Below are 19051 nucleotides of genomic sequence, written 5' to 3' on the forward strand. Positions count from 1 at the left end.
TTATTTCACCAAAATAGCGGACATGGCCTCTTCCGAAGTGGTAATTCCCTGCACCACCTTGTGGGCCGCATCAAATTTAAGACTTTTCAGCCGCCCGGTTTTCCGGGCCAGCCTGGAAATATCCCGGGCTGATTTCTTGTCAATAATCATCTGACGGACATCATCATTAACATACAGGATTTCATAAAATCCCACCCGGCCTTTATACCCCGTATTCATGCACTGGCTGCACCCTTTGGCCTTCACAAACTCATATGCCCCGTCTTTGAGGTGCCAGTATTTTAAAACCTCAGGCGACGGAGTATAAGGCACCTTGCAATAGGGACAGGCCCGTCTGACAAGCCTCTGGGCAATGGTGACCAGCATGACCGACGCGACCATAAAAGGTTCGATTCCCAGATCAACAAACCGGGTAACGGCATCAGCAGCATCATTGGTATGTACCGTGGAAAAAACCATATGGCCGGTCAGGGCCGCCTGGACCGCTACGCTTGCGGTTTCCCTGTCCCGTATTTCACCAACCATGATTACGTCAGGATCCTGGCGCAGGATGGACCGAAGCCCCGAGGCAAAAGTCATACCCGCCTTATGATTTAACTGTACCTGTCTGACATGCTCCATCCGGTATTCCACCGGGTCCTCAAGGGTGATAATGTTGACGTCGGGCGAATTAATCCCCTGCAGCATGGAAAAAAGACTGGTGGTTTTTCCACTGCCAGTAGGGCCGGTACACAAAATCATGCCATAAGGCATTTTTATCATTTTCTCCAGCAGCCTTATATCCCGGGGTAAAAAACCCAGCTGATCCAGGCTGTGGATGCCGGTACTGGTATCTAAAAGCCGCAGCACCATATTTTCACCATGAACCGTGGGAATGGTTGAAACCCTGATATTAATTTCTTTTTTATTGATGATAACGGTCATTCGGCCGTCCTGAGGAATTCTTGAAACGGAAATATCAAGATTGGATAAAATTTTAATCCTGGAAACCATGGGGAGAAACATTCTTTTAGGCGGAGTGGGAATGGTGTGGAGTTTGCCGTCCACCCGGAAACGGATTTCAATATAATCCTTTTCAGGGCTGAAATGAATATCAGTGGCCCCTTCCCTCACCGCCTGGGACAAAATGGAATTGACCAGTTTGATCACCGGTGCTTCAGCAGCCATATCATGGAGTGTTGTTTCTATGGCATCGGACAGATATTCATCGTCTTCTGTTTCCCCTTCCATTTCAGCAATGTCCTGAACCTGCTTCATCACACCATCTTTGCCGGCATAAACTCCATAGAGGCCGGACATCAGGTAGGTGAAATTCTGTTCCGAACATATAAGGGTTTCAACCTCCATATTGGTCATGACCTCAATGGAGTCTATGGCAATAATGTCCAGGGGATCCACCATGGCAACGGTGAGAACCCCCTCTTTTTTCTCAACCGGAATGGCGTTTAATTTAATTACCGTGTCCACATCCATAATATTGGACAACTCCTGGGCCACGGTATAATCATTGGGGTTGTATTTTTTCAAATTCATCTGTGAGGCAACCGCCTCAAGAATGGCATTTTCAGATACAATATCATTTTTGATCAGGTATTCACCAAGTTTCATTCCGCTGGCTTTTGAGCCGGCTAATGATTCTTGCAGCAGGGTCTCTGAAATCAACCCCTGATCAATGAGAATTTCTCCAAGTCTCTTGCGTACAGCCAAGCCTATTCCTCCTTAATGATTAACCTGCAGGATTTCAATGATGCCGCATTCTGAGGGACAGCCGCAATACCCGGCGGGACCTTCCTCAAAAAAGCCAACGCTGTTTCCAAATTATTAAAGGGTGTGTCAACAACCACATTAAACTGGTAGCCTATGTCTTGACAATGAAACGGAAGAATCCTGACATCCAGATCCCTGTAAACGACTGAAGATGCCAGGTTAAATGCACGATTGAACTCCCTGGTCTGATAAATAACAAGGAATGTTGTGTGATCGGGATAATCCGTTTCCTCAGCCGGAACCGGAAAACGGACGGGAAACCCGGACAAAAGCCTGTCAGGAGCTGAAATTGTGCTGTTATACGCCATCACCTGGTTAAGCAGCTCAGGGGAAAACTTTCCATACACAAGGGTGATCATTCGATAAATGGTCGCATCTTCCGGCACAAGAATGCTTCCGTAAACATCTGAAGATGAGGACGGAAGAACAGGGGCAGGGGAAGGAGGAACCGTTTGGATGGAAGGGTTCTTATGGACGTCAATGCCGGTATGGGAGACGGGCATACTTCGGGAAACAGGATAAAGGATCTGTTTGGGTGTCTTTAACGGCCTGTAAAAATAACCGAAAGAGTAACCTCCGGCCAGAATAATACCGGCCAGAATAATACCGGCCAATAAAACACGGCGTTGCCTGTTGGATTTAGGAATAATCATTTTTTTCACACAGGACCTGACAAAAAAAGCCCCTGCTTTTTCCCGATCCTTGATAATCAAAGCGAGAATCACCTGGTGACAGAGAGTGACCATTTTCCGGGGAGACCCCTTGGTGGCAGCATAAATGATAACAAATGCTGCAGCTGAAAAAACAGGCCGCTGCTTTCCCTGGACAAAGGACTGATTCAACCGGTGTTGAATCAAGGCCTTGGATTCTTTAAAATTCAAGGCTGTCAGCGTGTATCTGAAATTAATCCGGTCCTGGAAATTTTTCACCTGATCCAGGGATTGATCAAATTCATTTTGTGCAAAAATGACGATCTGCAACAGCTTTTGAGAATTGGTTTCAAAATTCAGCAATTCTCTTAAAACTTCCAGGCAATCCAGGGATAATTTCTGGCCTTCGTCAATGACCAGAACAGTATTGATATTCTCATCAACCCCCCGGGTAAACAAATGAGTTTTAATGCGCTCTTTAAGGTTGCTTTCATCCAAATTCCCATCAAGGGGTTCACCCATCATTAATTGAACAATACAGGTTAAAAATCCATGGACGGATCTGAATCCGGGATCAAGAATAAGATAATATTCAATGGCTGTGTCATTGGAAATTTTCTGGATCAGCTGCCTGCTGACCGTTGTTTTTCCTGTGCCTATATCTCCTGCAACAACATTGAGTCCCCTTTTAAGGCGGATGGAAATCTCCAGTTTTTGTAAGACTTCAAGGTGCTGCGAAGAACGATAAAAGAGCCTGGGATCAGGGGAATTAGAAAACGGCTCCATTTTAAAATCCAATAATTTATAATAATCCATTATCTGTGCCTATTGTGTACGGATATTGACAGTTTCTTCCTTTAATATATGGGGAGTAATAAAAATAAGCAGTTCTTCCATTTCCTCTTCCTTGCCCACGCTTTTAAACAGCCACCCCAGACCCGGAACATTTTTCAACCCCGGCACCCCGTCTTCGCCGCCACTGGTTTTTTCCTTGTTCAACCCCCCGATTACAGTAGTCTGGCCATCAAAAAGCATTACAGTGGTTTGAGCATTTTTAGTGATAATAGTAGGATTACCGTTCACTTCATTGGTAAAATCCAGTTCATCCTTATGGGTCACAATTTCAAGCCTGATAATCTGGTCGTCTATTATGTGCGGAGTCACCTCAAGCTTGATGACCGCTTCTTTCCATTCAATACTGATTTCTCCGTCTTCAACTGTCTGGAACGGCACTTCCTTGCCGCTTTTAATGATGGCCATGCGGTGATCCAGAGTGGTAATTGACGGCTTAGACAAAATATTGAGCCTGCCCTGCTCTTCCAATGCCAGCAACTGGGCATAGAGAACATATTCACCCGCTTTCTGGGCCATGACCCCCAGACTCATGCCGGTTGCAGCCATAGTGGGCAGGTTGACGATATTGCCGTCAACCGGCTGATAGGGTTGATTAACACCATTTTCATACTTCAGGGACTGTGCAAACTCCGTCATGTTTCCACCAATGGAAAAGCTTTCTCGACTGGTTGTTGCAGCCGTTCCAAGCCCGCCCCACTGTACCCCGAGTTCCTTGCCTGTATTAGACTCTGCTTCAACTATATGGGCTTCAATGAGAACCTGTTTGATGGGCTGATCAAGACGCCGGACAAGGGGCATGATTTTTTTGATATCGGACCGGGAGACATGAAGGATAAGGGAGTTTGAAAATTCATCAATCATGACACTCCCGTGAAGTCCGGAGTCTTCTGGTCCGGCTGCAGGGTCCGTTGTCAATGCGGCAACAGTCCCGGCACCATCTTGTTTTTCCCGGGCAGACAGGTATTGAATCAGATTTTTCTGCAACGACGGCAAATCAGCATAGTGAATCTTGATGATTTTGGTCACCAAAGGTTCCAGTTGTTTCTTTTTTTGTGCCTGCTGCATAAGGGTCAGATCATGTTTGTTTTTCATTTTTTCATAATTTTGCCGGGCTTCCATCAGCTCCTGTTTTTTTTTTAGATCTTCAACACTGACCACCCGCACGATATCCCCGGTCCATTCATAGGTAAGGCCAAATGTATCCAGAACTCCCAAAAAAGCCTGATTCCATGGAACATCGGTAATAACTATTTTGGTCTGACCTTTAACGCTTTCATTGATCATGATATCCAGATTCGCCACTTTGGCAAGGGTACGGATCAATACGGGAAGGGAAATGTCATACATTTTCATGGTGACCGGCATGGTAGGCAGTTTTCGGGTATCGACTGCTTTTGTAGCAGACTCTGCTTCATCGGTGTTTACGGGTGGAAACATATCTTCCAGCACGGAATCATCATGCTTTTTTGCGACAGGCACAGGCGTTATGGATACGGATTTATCTGCCAGGGCCTGCCATTTTTTAACCTGTTCGGCTGTTTGCGTTTTTTTTTCATTCAACTGCGGCGAGGCACATCCGAACAGCAAAATAGACATGCCCAAAAAAACACTCCCTGTTATCAACCCCATGCGTGACAATAGTGTTCTCATAGCCTCCTTTTATTATTCTTCTTTTAAGCGTATAACAACCCGGTCTGTATTCTTTTGAAGAACCACTTTTTTTGGGGTTATGGTTATCACTTTATAACCATTTTCAGGTATGATTTCACCCGGCCTGTATTCAACCCCGTTGATGATGGCAAATAAAACATCTCCCACACGCATATACCCTGAATAGACAAAGCCGGGAACCTGAACAGATGAAGAAACATCCTGTTCAGCAAAGGTTTCCGAGTCCAGGGTCTTTGCAAAAGGATCATGTTCCCAATCGGATTCAATTTTTGAAATCAGGGTCTTCATATGGTTCTGTTGTATAAGATTTTCAAATTTTGAAATCTCGGCCATTGACTGGGTAGCAAACTCCGCAATGCTTTTATTGGTCCTGGCAATGGCCTGTCCTTTATCAGTACTCTTATTGTTTTTAGGCAGAACAAAAAAATCAATCAGTCCGTAAACCGACACCATAAAAGTCAAAATTAATATGATTTTTTCACGTTTATTCATGAACCATTCTTTTTTATTTTAATGTTCAGGGTCACGTTAAACTCTTTTATCGGGCCTTTGTGTGAGCTGATGCTCAAGTTCTCGATTGAATCAAAAAAATCCAATGCTATAATATCGATCAAAAATCGTCTGAAATCAAACAATTCCCCCTTTAATTTAACGGTTATGGAAGCAAACCTGGAATCATTCTTCAACGAATTGATATCAAAATCACTTTCAAACAAGGTCAATTGATTATGATTGGCCGTATCAAAAATTTTACCGGACAGTTGTGACAAGGCATCACGATGAATCCTAATCCTGTCTGGAAACGGCAGCAGGTGTTCAAAAGGATTTTGTTCCAAAGTTTTGGATCTGGCCAGTACCGGGTACAGTATCTTCAAACGGTCAATTTTTGCGGTTTGCTCCACAACAGCCTGCCGGGTTCTGGAAACTAAACGATAGGACGGATAAATAAAAAACAAAGCGTAAAGACAGATTACAGCCAGAAATACACCTCCCACGATAAAGGCTTGCCGGGAAGAGTGCTGTTGCCGATGGATTCCATCCATTCTCAAAGAACCTCCAACGTGGCTTTAAAAAAAAGTTTTTTATTTTTACCGTCCTGATATATCCGTTTGTCAGTGATTTTAATGTCTCCGAAAACAGGGGAGCCGGATAACTTTAAAATATAACTGCCAAGCTCTGAATCCAAAACATACTGATGGGCGGAAACCCGGCCTTCAATAAACAATTTTTGAAAAATCATGTCAGAGTTTTTTTTTTCTTTTATCTGATCATAGGTCATGGACGTAAGATCAATATGTTCCGGGGTAAAATGACAGATATCATAAATAACCGCCAGAGGAAGATAATTATCAATATATTGAGTTCTGGCAGAACTTTGTTTCTCAGCTTTGTCAATGGCATCGGTAATGGTTTGAGTCTGTATATCATGTTTAAATTGTGTCTGTTCCTGATTCAATTGAACCAGGGCGGACAGATTTTTTTCATATGTAACATTCAGCAGAAAATGGGCGCAAAAGCATATGACAAGCAGGATGATGCCGGCCATAACCGTTGCCATAGTAATTTTTTTTTGTTTTTTTGCCCGTTGCCGGTCATCAAAAGTAAATATAAAGTTTGGGGTGATATCATTGCCTGACAAAGCAATCCCAAAAGCTGTCAAAACACAATTGCGCTGTTGTGCGATAGCGGGAAGGCCGGATTCATCTGAGCCGGGAAGCACTGCCACAACCGGGTCCAATATGTCGACAGGGGCCGGGATCATGACGGATACCTGGTGCATAAACGGCTCACAATAATCTGTATCCCCATAAAAAAGATACCGCTGAATGGGAATATTGCCGGTATAATTATTGGTGCAATAATCACCGGTTCGAACAATTTTACTGATTAACCGCTCTGAATTCTCCTTAATCCTGGAAAATTCGTTTGTACCGTTTTTTATTGAAGAAGACAAGTAATCTACGGGATCGGTTTCCATTGAGGTGTCAAGCTCTTCTACAAGGCTCAGGGAACCGGTTCTAAGAGTACGAATCAGAAGAATTCCAGACTGGGAAAAACAATAAATATCGGAATTTTTCCTGGAGATATTGATTATGGAAAAATAAGGAGCATCCACCAGAATCTGTCCGGTCCTGATAAAATTTTGAACGGCAAATGGAGTGGCAGTAACACCTGCAAGGCCATATCCTGCCCGTTCAAAAATCTTTTCCAGAGATCTGACTTGATCGGTTGGAACACTGAAAACCAATAAATTTTTCTTTTTTATTCCTTCAATGGTAATATCACCGAGAATTTCAAAATCAAAAATTTCCCGGTTTTCGTTAAAATCTGTTTCCTTTTTCAAGCCCCAGAAGGCTGCATTGGCAATTTTAGGGTGTGGCACATCGGGAATGGTTATGTTTCTGATGTTCAAGCTGGAAGAATCCATGGCACACCAGATGGATATCTTTTTCTTGTCTTCCAGAAAATTATCCAGACAGGTGCCGAGAAAAGCGGAAAAATCATTGCTGTCAGGCTGCAGATTTGGCGGCAGGAGAATATGCTGCCACTTGACCAGTACCTTTTTAACTGCACCTGCCTTATCCGATGTCATCACCAGAGTAATATCCCGATGGGTTATCCAGACACCGGCATTCAAATGTTTATCTTTGATTGTTACCGGCAAAGAAAGCCCGGAATTATCTGAAACAGAATCACCTGAAAAAGTATCATCTAAATGGTCTTTTCCACCAGTTCGAATCAGATTCAGCAGCTTTTGAGTAGAATTTTCTTCTTTGAAATTTTTCAACAACACTCCAGCGTTTCAAATTGGTTGGAACACAAATTAGTTGAAACAATAAAAATGGCTTACTCTATTGAAAGGTCAGGTGTCAAGAAAAATGATCCAATCAAAAGTTTCTCCTGTCTTTAAGCACCTGATTTGAAATGACAATCCTCTGGATCTCACTGGTTCCTTCATAAATGGTAAAAACCCTTGCATCCCGATAAAATCGTTCAACATCATACTCCTTGGTAAACCCGTATCCGCCGTGTATCTGAATGGCCCGGGCCGTGATCTGGTTCACCATTTCAGAGGCAAACAGCTTGGCCATGGACGCTTGCTTTGTATGAGGTTGTTTTCGGTCTTTCATGGATGCGACTGAAAAAATCAATTGTTTGGCAGCCTCAATCTGGGTTGCCATATCAGCAATCTGGAACCGTATGGCCTGGTGCTTTGAAATGGTCATGCCGAATTGTTTTCTTTGTTTTGCGTATTTTACGGCAGCATCAAAAGCAGCCATGGCCACGCCGTAGGATTGAGCGGCAATACCGATTCTGCCGCTGTCCAGGCCTGACATGGCGATTTTAAACCCGTCCCCTTCTTTGCCCAGCATCAGATCTGCCGGCACCCTGCAGTTTTCAAAGATTAAATCCGTTGTATCAGATGCCCGCAACCCCATTTTATCTTCCAGATGGCCCACGACAAGACCGGGGGTCTTCTTGGGGACAATAAAACAGCTGATTCCTTTATGCCCTTTGCTTTCATCTGTTTTGGCAGTAACCAGAACAACTTTCGAATGTTTACCCGAAGTAATGAACCGCTTGGTTCCGTTCAACACATAATGATCTTTTTGCCTTACTGCCGTTGTCTGCTGGCTCACCGGATCAGATCCAGCCTCCGGTTCAGTCAAGGCAAATGCACCAATTATTTTACCTGAAGCCAGAGGAACCAGAAATTGTTGCTTTTGTTCTTCTGTTCCATATTTATAAAGGCTTTCACACACAATTGAATTTTGAACCGACATGACAACAGATGTTGATGCGCAAGAGTAGGCGATTTCAGACAATGCAAGGACATAGGAAATCGTATCAGCAGACTCACCGCCATACTGTTCGGGAATCATCATGCCCATCAATCCCAGCTCCCCCATCTGCCTGAAATTTTCAGCCGGGAATTCTTTTGTTTTATCCCTTTGTGCTGCAGTTGCTGCAATGACCTTGCGGGAAAACTCCCTGACCATATTCTGAATCATCAACTGTTCATCAGTAAGCTTGAATAACATGATCCCCCCTTTTACATGTACTGGTCACCATTGCTCCGCCCAAAAACTTCAGCTTTGGGCAGCTCAAGGTGCATACACCACAACAATAAGTTGAGCATCTGTCTTGCCTGTATTTCGCAAGTCATGCTTAACGCCGGAATTAAAATGAAGCGAGTCTCCTTTGTTCAATTTGTTAACATGATCACCGACCTGAATTTCCACTTTGCCGTCAAGCACATGGACAAATTCTTCTCCCTCATGCTGAAATCCTACACCGCCATGGCTTTTCCCGGCTTCAACCACAATCTTGAACGCTTTAAGATGTTTGTTTTCAGCACTGGGGGCCAATGGGGTGTAGGCATAGTGGTCAGTCCGTTTGGTATATGCTCTGGATCTTTCTTCAATAACATCATTCTGCTCTTTAAACAAAAAGCTCGAATCAATATGAAGGGCTCTTGAAATTTGCAACAAGTTTCCAACCGAAGGCCTTTGATCGCCTGCCTCAATTTTTTTAATCACTTCTTTTGACAGCCCGGTTTCATTGGCCATGGTATCCAGACTGATCTTTTTGTCCAGCCTGGTCTGCCTTATCCTCTTTCCAATTGGTATGATTCCTTTTTTTTTGGCCATGGTATCTCCAATCATTTGATTTTATGAACAAACCATATATTGATTGAGCGCTCGTTCAGCATATGTCGCTAAAAAAAATCGATCCTGATTTCCATATTAAAACTTGGGTTCCATATAAAATAAGAGTTAACCAATGAGTTCAAGCCAGTTTTCAGTATCTTCGGCTTTTCCGTACTGGATGTCGGTTAATGCATTATAGAACTTCATTGCGGTTTCACCAGGTGTACCATCCCCAATGGAAATAACCTTGTCTCCATACCGTATTTCACCCACAGGAGAAATCACCGCAGCTGTTCCTGAACCGAAAATTTCTGTCAGTTTACCGTCTTCATGAGCCTTAAATACTTCTTCAACGCTGATTTTCCTTTCAGATATATTCATGCCCCATTTTTTTGCCAGACTGATAACAGAATACCTTGTGATTCCAGGCAGAATACTCCCATTCAGAATGGGCGTCACCAGTTCATCCCCGATAAGCAGGAAAATATTCATGGCACCAACCTCTTCGATATACTTTCTTTCAATGCCATCCAGCCAGAGTACCTGGTCATATCCATTCTTTTTTGCCTCTTCAGATGCAAACAGACTGGCAGCATAATTAGCAGCAGTCTTAAATTCCCCCATCCCCCCTCTGATAGCCCTGACATGCTCCTTTTCCACCCAGATTTTCACAGGATTCAGACCGTCGGCATAGTATGCCCCAACAGAAGACAGAATAATGAAAAACTTATAAGTGTAAGACGCGCGCACCCCGAGGAACGGATCGGTTGCTATGATTGTGGGTCGTATATAAAGTGAGGTTCCAAGGGTTTCAGGAATCCATTTTTCTTCCAGTTTGATCAATTTTTTCATGGCATCCATGACAAAATCAACATCAATCTGCGGGATACACAGGCCTTTTGCAGACCGGTTCATTCTTTCAAAATTATCTTTTGCCCTGAAAAGGCAGATCTTTTTATCCGGGGTTTTATAGGCTTTTAATCCCTCAAAAATGGCCTGACCATAATGAAACACCATTGCAGAAGGTGGAACACTAAAATCAGCATAAGGTTCTATTCGAGCATCATGCCACCCGTTATCTTTAGAATAATCCATGACAAACATATGATCAGTAAACACATTGCCAAACCCTAACGCAGAATCCTGAGGCAGTGTTCTGTTCGTCTGGGCAAGGGTGACTTTAATTTCCATTCTTTCCTCCGTAAATTTAATTAATATTAATGGTGTTGTGCAAAAAATAAGCTGTAATTTCATTATTTGCCAAAATAATTTTATTTGTTTATATTGACGGGCTTATTTTTTTTCGGTTACTATATTAAATTATTTATCTGCTTAAGACAAAGGAAAAAAAAATGGATGTGAAATATCATGTTGAAACTGCCTGGACTCATTGTATCAATAATATTTTATCATTGATCATTCTTACGCTTGTTGTAGCGGCCGTCAGTATTTTTTCCATCGGCATCCTTGCGCCTGTTGCTTTTGCAGGGTATACCCACTCCTTGTATCAGCTGTTAAAATATAATCGGGAGCCCAAAGCCCAGGACGTTTTTTCACAACTCGGGCTGTTTTTACCGTTATTCATTTTCGGGCTGATTGTCTTTATTGTCACTATGGTTGGATTCACACTCTTTATTATTCCCGGCATTTTATTTTCCCTTATCATTGGCTACACATGCCTTTATATGATTCCCGTCATGGTGGACAAACAATACGGGCTTGTTGATGCCGTCAAAGAAAGCACGGCCATGGTAACAAGCTCTCCTGTGTCAGATCATATCATTGTTTTTATTATCTTCTTCGCCCTGACAACCATTGGTGCTTCATCTTTTATCGGTTTTTTGCTTCTTCAGCCATTTGCGACATTGTTTTTGCTGTCTGCGTATGAAAAACTCAAATAAAACAAGGAAATACCAGGAGATATCATGCAGGACAGTCCTTTAGAAACCTATGATTTTGAAACCGGCATGTACCGGCCGCCCAGTGAAGGCGGCAGTGCATCCCTTCTTGTGAGGCTTACCCGAAACTGCCCATGGAACCACTGCACATTCTGCGCCATGTACAAATCGGAAAAATTTGAACTGCGCAAACCAGAAGATATCATTCAAGATATAAATGTCATGAATGACATATATTTACAGATCAAAAAGATGTCCATAAAACTGGGGCAAGAAGGCCAAATCACAAACCAGGCAGTTGGTGAATTCATAAAAAAAGCACCCGGACTCTATTTCCACCCAGGTATTTCAATGCTCTTAACCTGGCTTGCCTCAGGAGGAAAAACCGTTTTTTTACAGGATGCAGACAGCCTGATCATGAAAACCGATCACATGATCCAGGTACTGAACCATTTAAAGACAACCTTTCCCACAATTGAAAGAATCACATCCTATGGCCGGTCAAGAACCATTGCCAGAAAACCTGCTGCCGACCTTGAAAAAATCCGCAAAGCAGGTCTTGACCGTCTCCATATCGGGCTTGAAACAGGTGATGCAGCCTTGTTGAAAAAAATCAAAAAAGGGGCAACACCGGAAGACCATGTAAAAGGCGGCCAAAAAGCCATGGAAGCAGGATTTCAGGTTTCGGAATACTGGATGCCGGGCCTTGGCGGCAAGACCTTTTCAAAAGACCATGCAGCAAATACAGCCCATACCCTCAACCTGATCAACCCACACTATATCAGGTCACGGCCCTTTACCCCCCGGCCAGGAACCATATTGCATGAAAAAGCGTCACGAAATGAACTGGATCGCCTGACACCCAAAGAACAGCTGTTGGAAATAAAACAGACCCTAAAAGCCCTTGACGTAACCTCCAAAGTCTGCTTTGACCATGCGGGAAATTTCTGGAGTGCCCCCAATGGACAACTCCTGTTAACACATGATTATGAAGGGTATCAATTTCCAAAAGAAAAAGAGAATTTAATGGCCTTGATTCAAAAAGGCATTGACCATTATTCATCACCTTTTATTTCTTGAATACGATAAAGACTGTCAAAGTCTCCTTTATAAATGGCATTTAATGAACAGGTGTGGTATAGGCTTTTTTATGGAGAATTATCAAACCGTATCTAAATTTATCGGATTTATCTGCCATGAAAACCATGAAAGCGCTTGTTAAAGCAAAGCCGGAACAAGGCTTATGGCTTCAGGATGTTCCAATTCCTGATATTGCACACAATGAGGTGCTGATAAAAATCATCAAAACCGCTATCTGCGGGACAGATGTCCATATTTACAACTGGGACAAATGGTCGCAAAAAACCATTCCAATTCCCATGCACATCGGCCATGAATTTGTGGGAACCATTGAAAAAACAGGTTCCCATGTGGTTGATTTTAAGCCGGGAGACCTTGTGTCAGGTGAAGGCCACCTGGTTTGCGGCCGTTGCCGCAACTGCCTGGCCGGACGGAGGCACTTGTGCAGGAACACCAAAGGCGTGGGGGTCAACAGACCAGGGGCACACGCCCAGTACCTGGCCATCCCGGTAACCAATGTATGGTATTGTGATAAAACAATCCCCCTTGATGTGCTGGCCTGTTTTGACCCTCTTGGAAATGCCACCCACACGGCCCTCTCCTTTGATGTCCTGGGTGAAGATGTCCTGATCACAGGGGCAGGCCCCATCGGATGCATGGCAGCAGCCATTGCAAAACATGCAGGGGCAAGATATGTGGTGGTGACAGATGTCAATCCCTACAGGCTTGATCTGGCAAAAAAAGCAGGGGCAACCCTGACCATTGATGTTACACAGCAAAGCATTGAGCAGGCCCAAAAAGAGCTTGGCATGAAAGAGGGATTTGATGTGGCCATGGAGATGTCCGGCAACCCTGCCGCCCTGGCTTCCATTCTGAATAATATGTGCCATGGGGGAAAAATCGCCCTTCTGGGCATCATGCCCGATAATACGGACATAGACTGGAACAAGGTTGTATTTAACATGTTGACCATCAAAGGCATTTACGGCAGGGAAATGTATGAAACCTGGTATAAAATGAACAGCATGATTCAAAGCGGACTTGATATTTCACCTTTGATCACACACACATTTGACTACACTGAATTTGAAAAAGGATTTGAGGCAATGAGATCCGGTCAATCAGGCAAAGTCATACTGAACTGGAACAAATAATGAGTACACACAAGCTTGACATATCCCTGGAACAGGAATTAGACGCCTTAAAACTCGAAGGCCGCGCCAAACCCACTGAAAGAATAATTGAACACTATATTCCGCCCAAAGGCAACAATGGCCCGCGATATAAACTTGAGGGAAATGATAATGAGTTTATCCGGCTGAACTCCAACTCTTACCTGTCTCTTTCCAATCACCCGGACCTTATAGATGCGGCAGACAAGGCAACTCATAAATTCGGCGTAGGACCAGGGGCTGTAAGATTCATAGACGGCACCTTTGTGTATCACGACCGTCTTGAAAAAAAAGTGGCGGCATTTACAAATAAACCTGCTGCCAAAATTTTCAATTCCGCCTACACTGCAAACTGCGGCCTTGCCCTCTCCATTTCCAACAAAAAAACCCATTGGATCGGTGACCAGCTCAACCATAACAGCATTATCAGGGCCATGCGAATCAGCAGTATTCCCAAAGAAAACAAAGGCATATTCAAGCACAATGACATGGCTGACCTGAAACGCTGCTTAGATGAGGTCAGCCCCTGCATGGAACGGGTTGTCGTTATATTTGACGGTATTTTCAGCATGAGAGGAGATTATGCTCCCATCAATGAAATCACTAAAATCTGCAAATCATATGATTCAAAATTCAAAGACGGAGTGATCACGGTTGTTGATGACTCACACGGGATCGGTGCCTATGGTGATACCGGGCGCGGCACCCCTGAATTTTGCAATGCAGCACCGGACATCATTATCGGAACCTTTGGCAAAGCCTTTGGTGTGAACGGAGGATTTATTTGTGCAAGCAACAGCATTATCGAATCCGTCCGGCAAAAGGCAGACACCTATATTTATACCAACCCGTTGAGTGTTGCAGACTGCGCCGCCGCCATAAAGGCCATTGATATTTGTGACAGCGCTCAGGGACGCCAATTGCTTTGTGACTTACAAAAAAGAACCAACCAATTCCGGCAGGGACTTGAAGGACTTGGCAAAGAATCTATCACAGGGCCCCATCCGGTTGTACCGTTATTGGTTAGAGACACAACAAAAACCCATGATCTTGTGAATTATTTATTCAATAATGGTGTCCTGGTTGTCGGATTAACATTTCCCGTTGTGCCCAAAGGAGATGAGACCATCAGATTTCAAATCAATGCCTGTCATACATTTGCCGATATAAATCATGTCATTGAATTATTAGATCAATTTGATTAAAATAACATCAAAATAATTTCCCATGATTGCCTGCAACTAAAACAGGAGCCTGAATGGACAATCAAAATATCCTTGAAAACAAAAAAATTCTTGTGGTTGATGATGAAACAGATATCTTGGAAACTCTTAAAGAGTTGCTTTACATGTGTTCGGTTGATACGGCTGCAACCTTTGAAGAGGCTGTCGCCCATTTGAGAAACAACACCTATGATGCTGCCGTTCTGGACATCATGGGAGTTAAGGGCTATGACCTTTTAAAAATCACCAATAAAATTGATATCCCCTCCTTGATGCTCACAGCTCATGCCCTCACTCCTGACAATTTAAAACAGTCCATTGAACAGCAGGCTGACGCTTATGTACCCAAAGACAAACTTGTGGATATTTCCCTTTATATTGCAGATATTTTGACCGCAAGACAACAAGGGAAAAAAGTCCATGTCACATGGTTTTCCCTTCTCAAGCCCGTATTTGATAAAATATTCGGGGAAGGCTGGCGAAAAAAAGACAGGGATTTCTGGGATGAATTTGATGAAAAACAGATCGCCTCAAGGGATGACATTCAAAAAATGGAATAACAGCCATGAATGATTGAGCTGCCACAACAAAAGACAAAAGAGATTTGATTCCAACAGGTTAGAAGTTATTTGATATATAAAAGCCTATAATGGAATCGTCACAATAAATTCAGCACCTTTTCCATCGTCTGAATTCAACTTAAGCGCGCCTCCCATATCCTTTAACAATATCATTACACCGGCAAGCCCAAGGCCATGACTTCGAATCGCACTCTCAATGGACGAGCCTGTGGTAAAATAGGTTTCAAAAATTTTCTGATGATCGGCCGGAGGTATGCCCCTGCCGTCATCTGTTACTCTTAAAATCAGTTGTTTTTCCACAATAGTGCCTGAAATCCCCACAAAAGAGGCGCGATGCTTAAATGCATTGCTCACAAGATTTCTCAAAATCTGTCTTACCTTGGCCTCGTCAAGATGAACCACGGTTTGCCAGACTTTTGGATCAAAAGATAACCCGGCCCTGCTATCCTGCAATGCCTGTTGAAATTCAGCATAGGTTCCGGTTTTTCGAATCATCTCTGCCACGCCTGGATTGGAAAGATCAAAAATTTCCATCAACACATTTTTCACAAGGGACGAGATGGAAAAATCAGTGGTGATCATTACCCCTTCCCTGGATCTTCCAAGCTCCAGCACATCATTTACAAGCCGCTGTGTTGTCAAGGTGTTCCTGATAATTCTTTTGAGTACTTTGATCTGTTTATCCGTAAGGGGACCATAGGAATCCTGTCGATTCAGCAATGATTTGGCCCCGGCATCTATTACTGAAATGGGCACCTTTAAATCATGAATAAGAATCTCGGTTTTGATCGTAGCGCTTGTTGTTTTTTCCTTCAAACTTTAAAATCCTTGCAATTTTAATCAATGATTTTATATATTGTAATCGCTTACATATTGTAATTGATTGTTACACATTAGCCGCACTTTGGCAAAGAACATTTAAAACCTTATTATCATTTGAATAAATCATAAATTTTGTTATACGGGTATCAACGAATCTTGTAAAGTCTTTTGGGGTTTATTTATGAAAAACAATGAAGAGTATGTTGCTGCACTTGAAAATAAAATAGAAAAGCTAGAAAAACAAAACCATGAGCTGAATAATATTATTTTCAAAGCTCCCATTCCCATGTTTGTCGTTGACAAAACCCATACCATCACCCATTTTAACAAGGCTCTTGAAGCATTGTCAGGACTGTCCGCCAGTGACATGATCGGCACAAAAAACCAGTGGAAGGCCTTTTATTCTTCAAAACGGCCGGTTATGGCGGACCTGATCATTGACAAATCTTCAGATGCCAAAATCATTGAGCATTACGGCCCAAAATACAATCACTCTTCCAAAGACAAAGAAAGATTTGCAGCCACCGACTTTTTCCAGGACTTGAATAAAGAAGGCAAATGGCTGTTTTTTACCGCATCTCCCTATACGGACGATCATGGAAACATTGCAGGTGCTGTTGAAACCCTCCAGGATGTAACCGAAACAAAAATGGCTGAAAGGAAAAAAAAAGAACTCTACCGTATTTATCGAAAAATTCTGGAATTTATCCCCTATCCCATTATCGTATATGATGAAAAAGGATTGGTTTCTTATTTAAACCCGTCTTTTTCAAAAACATTTGGATGGTCCATAGAAGAACTCAAAGGCAAACCTGTTCCGTTTGTGCCCCAAGCCCTTAAAGCGGAAACCCATGAAATGATAAATAAATTTGAAACACAAAAGTCCCTTGCCCGTTACGAAACACAGCGGCTTACACGGGAGGGCAAGGTACTGGATGTTGTACTATGGGCCGCATCCCATTCAAGAGTTAAAACAGGGCCAACGGAAACCTTTGTGATCTTAAGAGATATTACCGAAGAAAAACGGCTTGAAGCAAACAATAAGACCATTATGAGAATCAGTGCTGTTCTCCCGGAATATCCTGAACTTGAAGATCTGATGAATTATATTTCAAAAGAGGTCAAAGAGCTTTTAAACACTGAAGGAGCCGTGGTTCTCCTGTATGATGAGATCAAAGAGGAACTGTTTTTCACCGGTGCATCCTATGATGATTTTGATACGGAAAAAAGAACAAAAACCATCCGTTTTCCGGTTGATTCTCTCCTGGCCGGTAAAATTATCAAAACCGGTGAATATGCCCTGGTGAATGATATAGAAAAGCTGGCAGACAATTACCCTGAAAGGGATGAGAAACTGGGATACAAAACAAAAAGTCTCCTGGAAGTTCCCATTAAAAGCGAGGACAGAATCATCGGGGTTTTGTGCGCCATCAACAAAAAACAGAACCGGTTTGATTATAATGATATGGAACTTATGACCATGATAGCCGGAACCGTTGCCATCTCCATTGAAAATGCAAGGTTTGCCGAAGCTCTCAAAGAGGCTTACAGAGATGTGGCGTCCATGAACCGTGCCAAAGGAAAAGCCATCAACCACCTTTCCCATGAACTGAGAACACCTGTGGCCATACTTAACGGTTCTTTGCAGATCTTAAAAAAGAAGCTTGAATCAGTGAAAGGGATAGAGTCCAGCAGCACTCTGGACAGAATTGAAAGAACACTGAACAGAATCGTTGATATCCAGGATGAGGTGGCAGATATCATGGAAGACAAAACCTATTCTGCCCAAACTATGTTGTTAAAGATGTTTGAAATCTGCCAGGATGAACTTGAAACTCTTATCCTGGAAAACCTTAATTCAGACAATCTTGAACAATCAATCACGCAATTGATTGATGACAAATTCGGGCCCAGATCAATTAATTACAGGCCGATTGTCTTTTCCGAATATTTCAAAGAACTATACGATTCCCTTAAGCCTGAATTTGAATTCAGGCCCATTGATATTGAGATTTTTGTGGATGACAACCTGCCGGTTCTTCTGCTGCCCGAAGAAATCCTGGATAAAACAATTGGCGGACTTGTTAAAAATGCCATTGAAAATACCCCTGACTACGGCAAAATCCATATTTTTATTAAAACAAAAGATGCCGGAATTCTCTTTTGCATACATGATTTTGGTGTGGGCATTGAAGCAGATGCCCGGAAAAGAATCTTTGAAGGATTTTTCAGCACTCAGGAGACCTTGCTGTATTCCACGAAAACACCCTTTTCATTTAATGCAGGAGGTAAAGGTGCGGACCTGTTGCGTATGAAAATATTTTCAGACCGTCTTGGCTTTACACTGAAAATGGAATCAAAACGATGCCGCTTCCTTTTGGAGAAAAACGATGCGACATGCCCTGGTGATATCAAGGCTTGCCGGTTTTGCCAAACCCGGACGGATTGTTTAAATTCAGGATACTCAATTTTTACATTGTTCTTTCCGTGTGAAAAAAAAATAATAAAAAAAAGTCTTTGACAAACCAGAACAAATTAAATTATTACTAGAGACATATTGAGACTGAGCGCTCGTTTGGTTTGTCAATACTGGCTTAAATTGATTTCCAGCAAGATTTTAAAAAAAATGAGGTGAATTTTTACAGTTGATTGAATTTTTAAAGTTTTTTACAGTTTAACA

16 protein-coding genes are annotated in these 19051 nt (G+C 42.8%); 6 read left to right on the forward strand and 10 right to left on the reverse strand.

Annotated elements, in window-relative coordinates; genetic code table 11:
- From BLT94_RS08800 to BLT94_RS08840, 9 genes are all read right to left on the reverse strand, one after another.
- Complete coding sequence (locus BLT94_RS08800) at positions 1-1707, reverse strand: GspE/PulE family protein (protein WP_092232853.1); 1707 nt, start codon at positions 1705-1707, stop codon at positions 1-3.
- 2 nt (positions 1708-1709) lie between these two features.
- Positions 1710-3233, reverse strand: coding sequence for an ExeA family protein (locus BLT94_RS08805; RefSeq protein WP_092232857.1), 1524 nt, complete (start codon positions 3231-3233; stop codon positions 1710-1712).
- 9 nt (positions 3234-3242) lie between these two features.
- Positions 3243-4922 carry a type IV pilus secretin PilQ gene (gene pilQ / locus BLT94_RS08810; protein WP_092232860.1) on the reverse strand — a complete coding sequence of 560 codons (1680 nt, stop codon included), beginning with the start codon at positions 4920-4922 and terminating at the stop codon, positions 3243-3245.
- Between the two features lie 12 nt (positions 4923-4934).
- Entirely contained in the window at positions 4935-5435 is a 501-nt protein-coding gene (locus BLT94_RS08815) for a hypothetical protein (protein ID WP_092232862.1), read from the reverse strand.
- Positions 5432-5986, reverse strand: coding sequence for a hypothetical protein (locus BLT94_RS08820; RefSeq protein WP_092232865.1), 555 nt, complete (start codon positions 5984-5986; stop codon positions 5432-5434). Before BLT94_RS08820 ends, BLT94_RS08815 begins: the two co-directional genes overlap by 4 nt.
- A gap of 2 nt (positions 5987-5988) precedes the next feature.
- The gene (gene pilM / locus BLT94_RS08825; RefSeq protein ID WP_092232868.1) at positions 5989-7731 is read right to left on the reverse strand and encodes a type IV pilus biogenesis protein PilM; all 1743 of its coding nucleotides are present in this window, start codon (positions 7729-7731) and stop codon (positions 5989-5991) included.
- A gap of 100 nt (positions 7732-7831) precedes the next feature.
- Positions 7832-8986: an acyl-CoA dehydrogenase gene (locus tag BLT94_RS08830; protein ID WP_092232871.1), complete on the reverse strand. Its 1155-nt coding sequence runs from the start codon at positions 8984-8986 to the stop codon at positions 7832-7834.
- Positions 8987-9049: 63 nt separating this feature from the next.
- Positions 9050-9595, reverse strand: a complete 546-nt coding sequence (locus BLT94_RS08835; protein ID WP_092232873.1) for a helix-turn-helix domain-containing protein — start codon at positions 9593-9595, stop codon at positions 9050-9052.
- 126 nt (positions 9596-9721) lie between these two features.
- Positions 9722-10786, reverse strand: a complete 1065-nt coding sequence (locus tag BLT94_RS08840; RefSeq protein WP_092232876.1) for a branched-chain amino acid aminotransferase — start codon at positions 10784-10786, stop codon at positions 9722-9724.
- 161 nt (positions 10787-10947) lie between these two features.
- Here BLT94_RS08840 and BLT94_RS08845 point away from each other — a divergent pair, with 161 nt between their 5' ends.
- The 5 genes from BLT94_RS08845 to BLT94_RS08865 all read left to right on the forward strand — a co-directional run bounded on the left by BLT94_RS08845 (position 10948) and on the right by BLT94_RS08865 (position 15528).
- A complete protein-coding gene (locus tag BLT94_RS08845) occupies positions 10948-11496 on the forward strand; it encodes a hypothetical protein (RefSeq protein WP_092232879.1) in 549 nt (182 codons plus the stop codon).
- 24 nt (positions 11497-11520) lie between these two features.
- Complete coding sequence (locus BLT94_RS08850) at positions 11521-12573, forward strand: radical SAM protein (RefSeq protein WP_092232882.1); 1053 nt, start codon at positions 11521-11523, stop codon at positions 12571-12573.
- Between the two features lie 116 nt (positions 12574-12689).
- Positions 12690-13727: an L-threonine 3-dehydrogenase gene (gene tdh, locus BLT94_RS08855; protein ID WP_245743058.1), complete on the forward strand. Its 1038-nt coding sequence runs from the start codon at positions 12690-12692 to the stop codon at positions 13725-13727.
- Positions 13727-14950: an aminotransferase class I/II-fold pyridoxal phosphate-dependent enzyme gene (locus BLT94_RS08860; RefSeq protein WP_092232885.1), complete on the forward strand. Its 1224-nt coding sequence runs from the start codon at positions 13727-13729 to the stop codon at positions 14948-14950. Before tdh ends, BLT94_RS08860 begins: the two co-directional genes overlap by 1 nt.
- Positions 14951-15003: 53 nt before the next feature.
- The gene (locus tag BLT94_RS08865) at positions 15004-15528 is read left to right on the forward strand and encodes a response regulator (RefSeq protein ID WP_092232888.1); all 525 of its coding nucleotides are present in this window, start codon (positions 15004-15006) and stop codon (positions 15526-15528) included.
- Between the two features lie 84 nt (positions 15529-15612).
- Here BLT94_RS08865 and BLT94_RS08870 read toward each other — a convergent pair whose 3' ends face one another.
- On the reverse strand, positions 15613-16365 hold the full coding sequence (locus tag BLT94_RS08870; protein WP_092232891.1) for a sensor histidine kinase: 753 nt from the start codon (positions 16363-16365) through the stop codon (positions 15613-15615).
- Positions 16366-16552: 187 nt separating this feature from the next.
- Here BLT94_RS08870 and BLT94_RS08875 point away from each other — a divergent pair, with 187 nt between their 5' ends.
- Entirely contained in the window at positions 16553-18892 is a 2340-nt protein-coding gene (locus tag BLT94_RS08875) for a sensor histidine kinase (protein WP_092232894.1), read from the forward strand.
- Positions 18893-19051 lie beyond the last annotated feature (159 nt).

This window comes from Desulfobacula phenolica, assembly GCF_900105645.1.
Classification (GTDB): Bacteria; Desulfobacterota; Desulfobacteria; order Desulfobacterales; family Desulfobacteraceae; genus Desulfobacula; species Desulfobacula toluolica.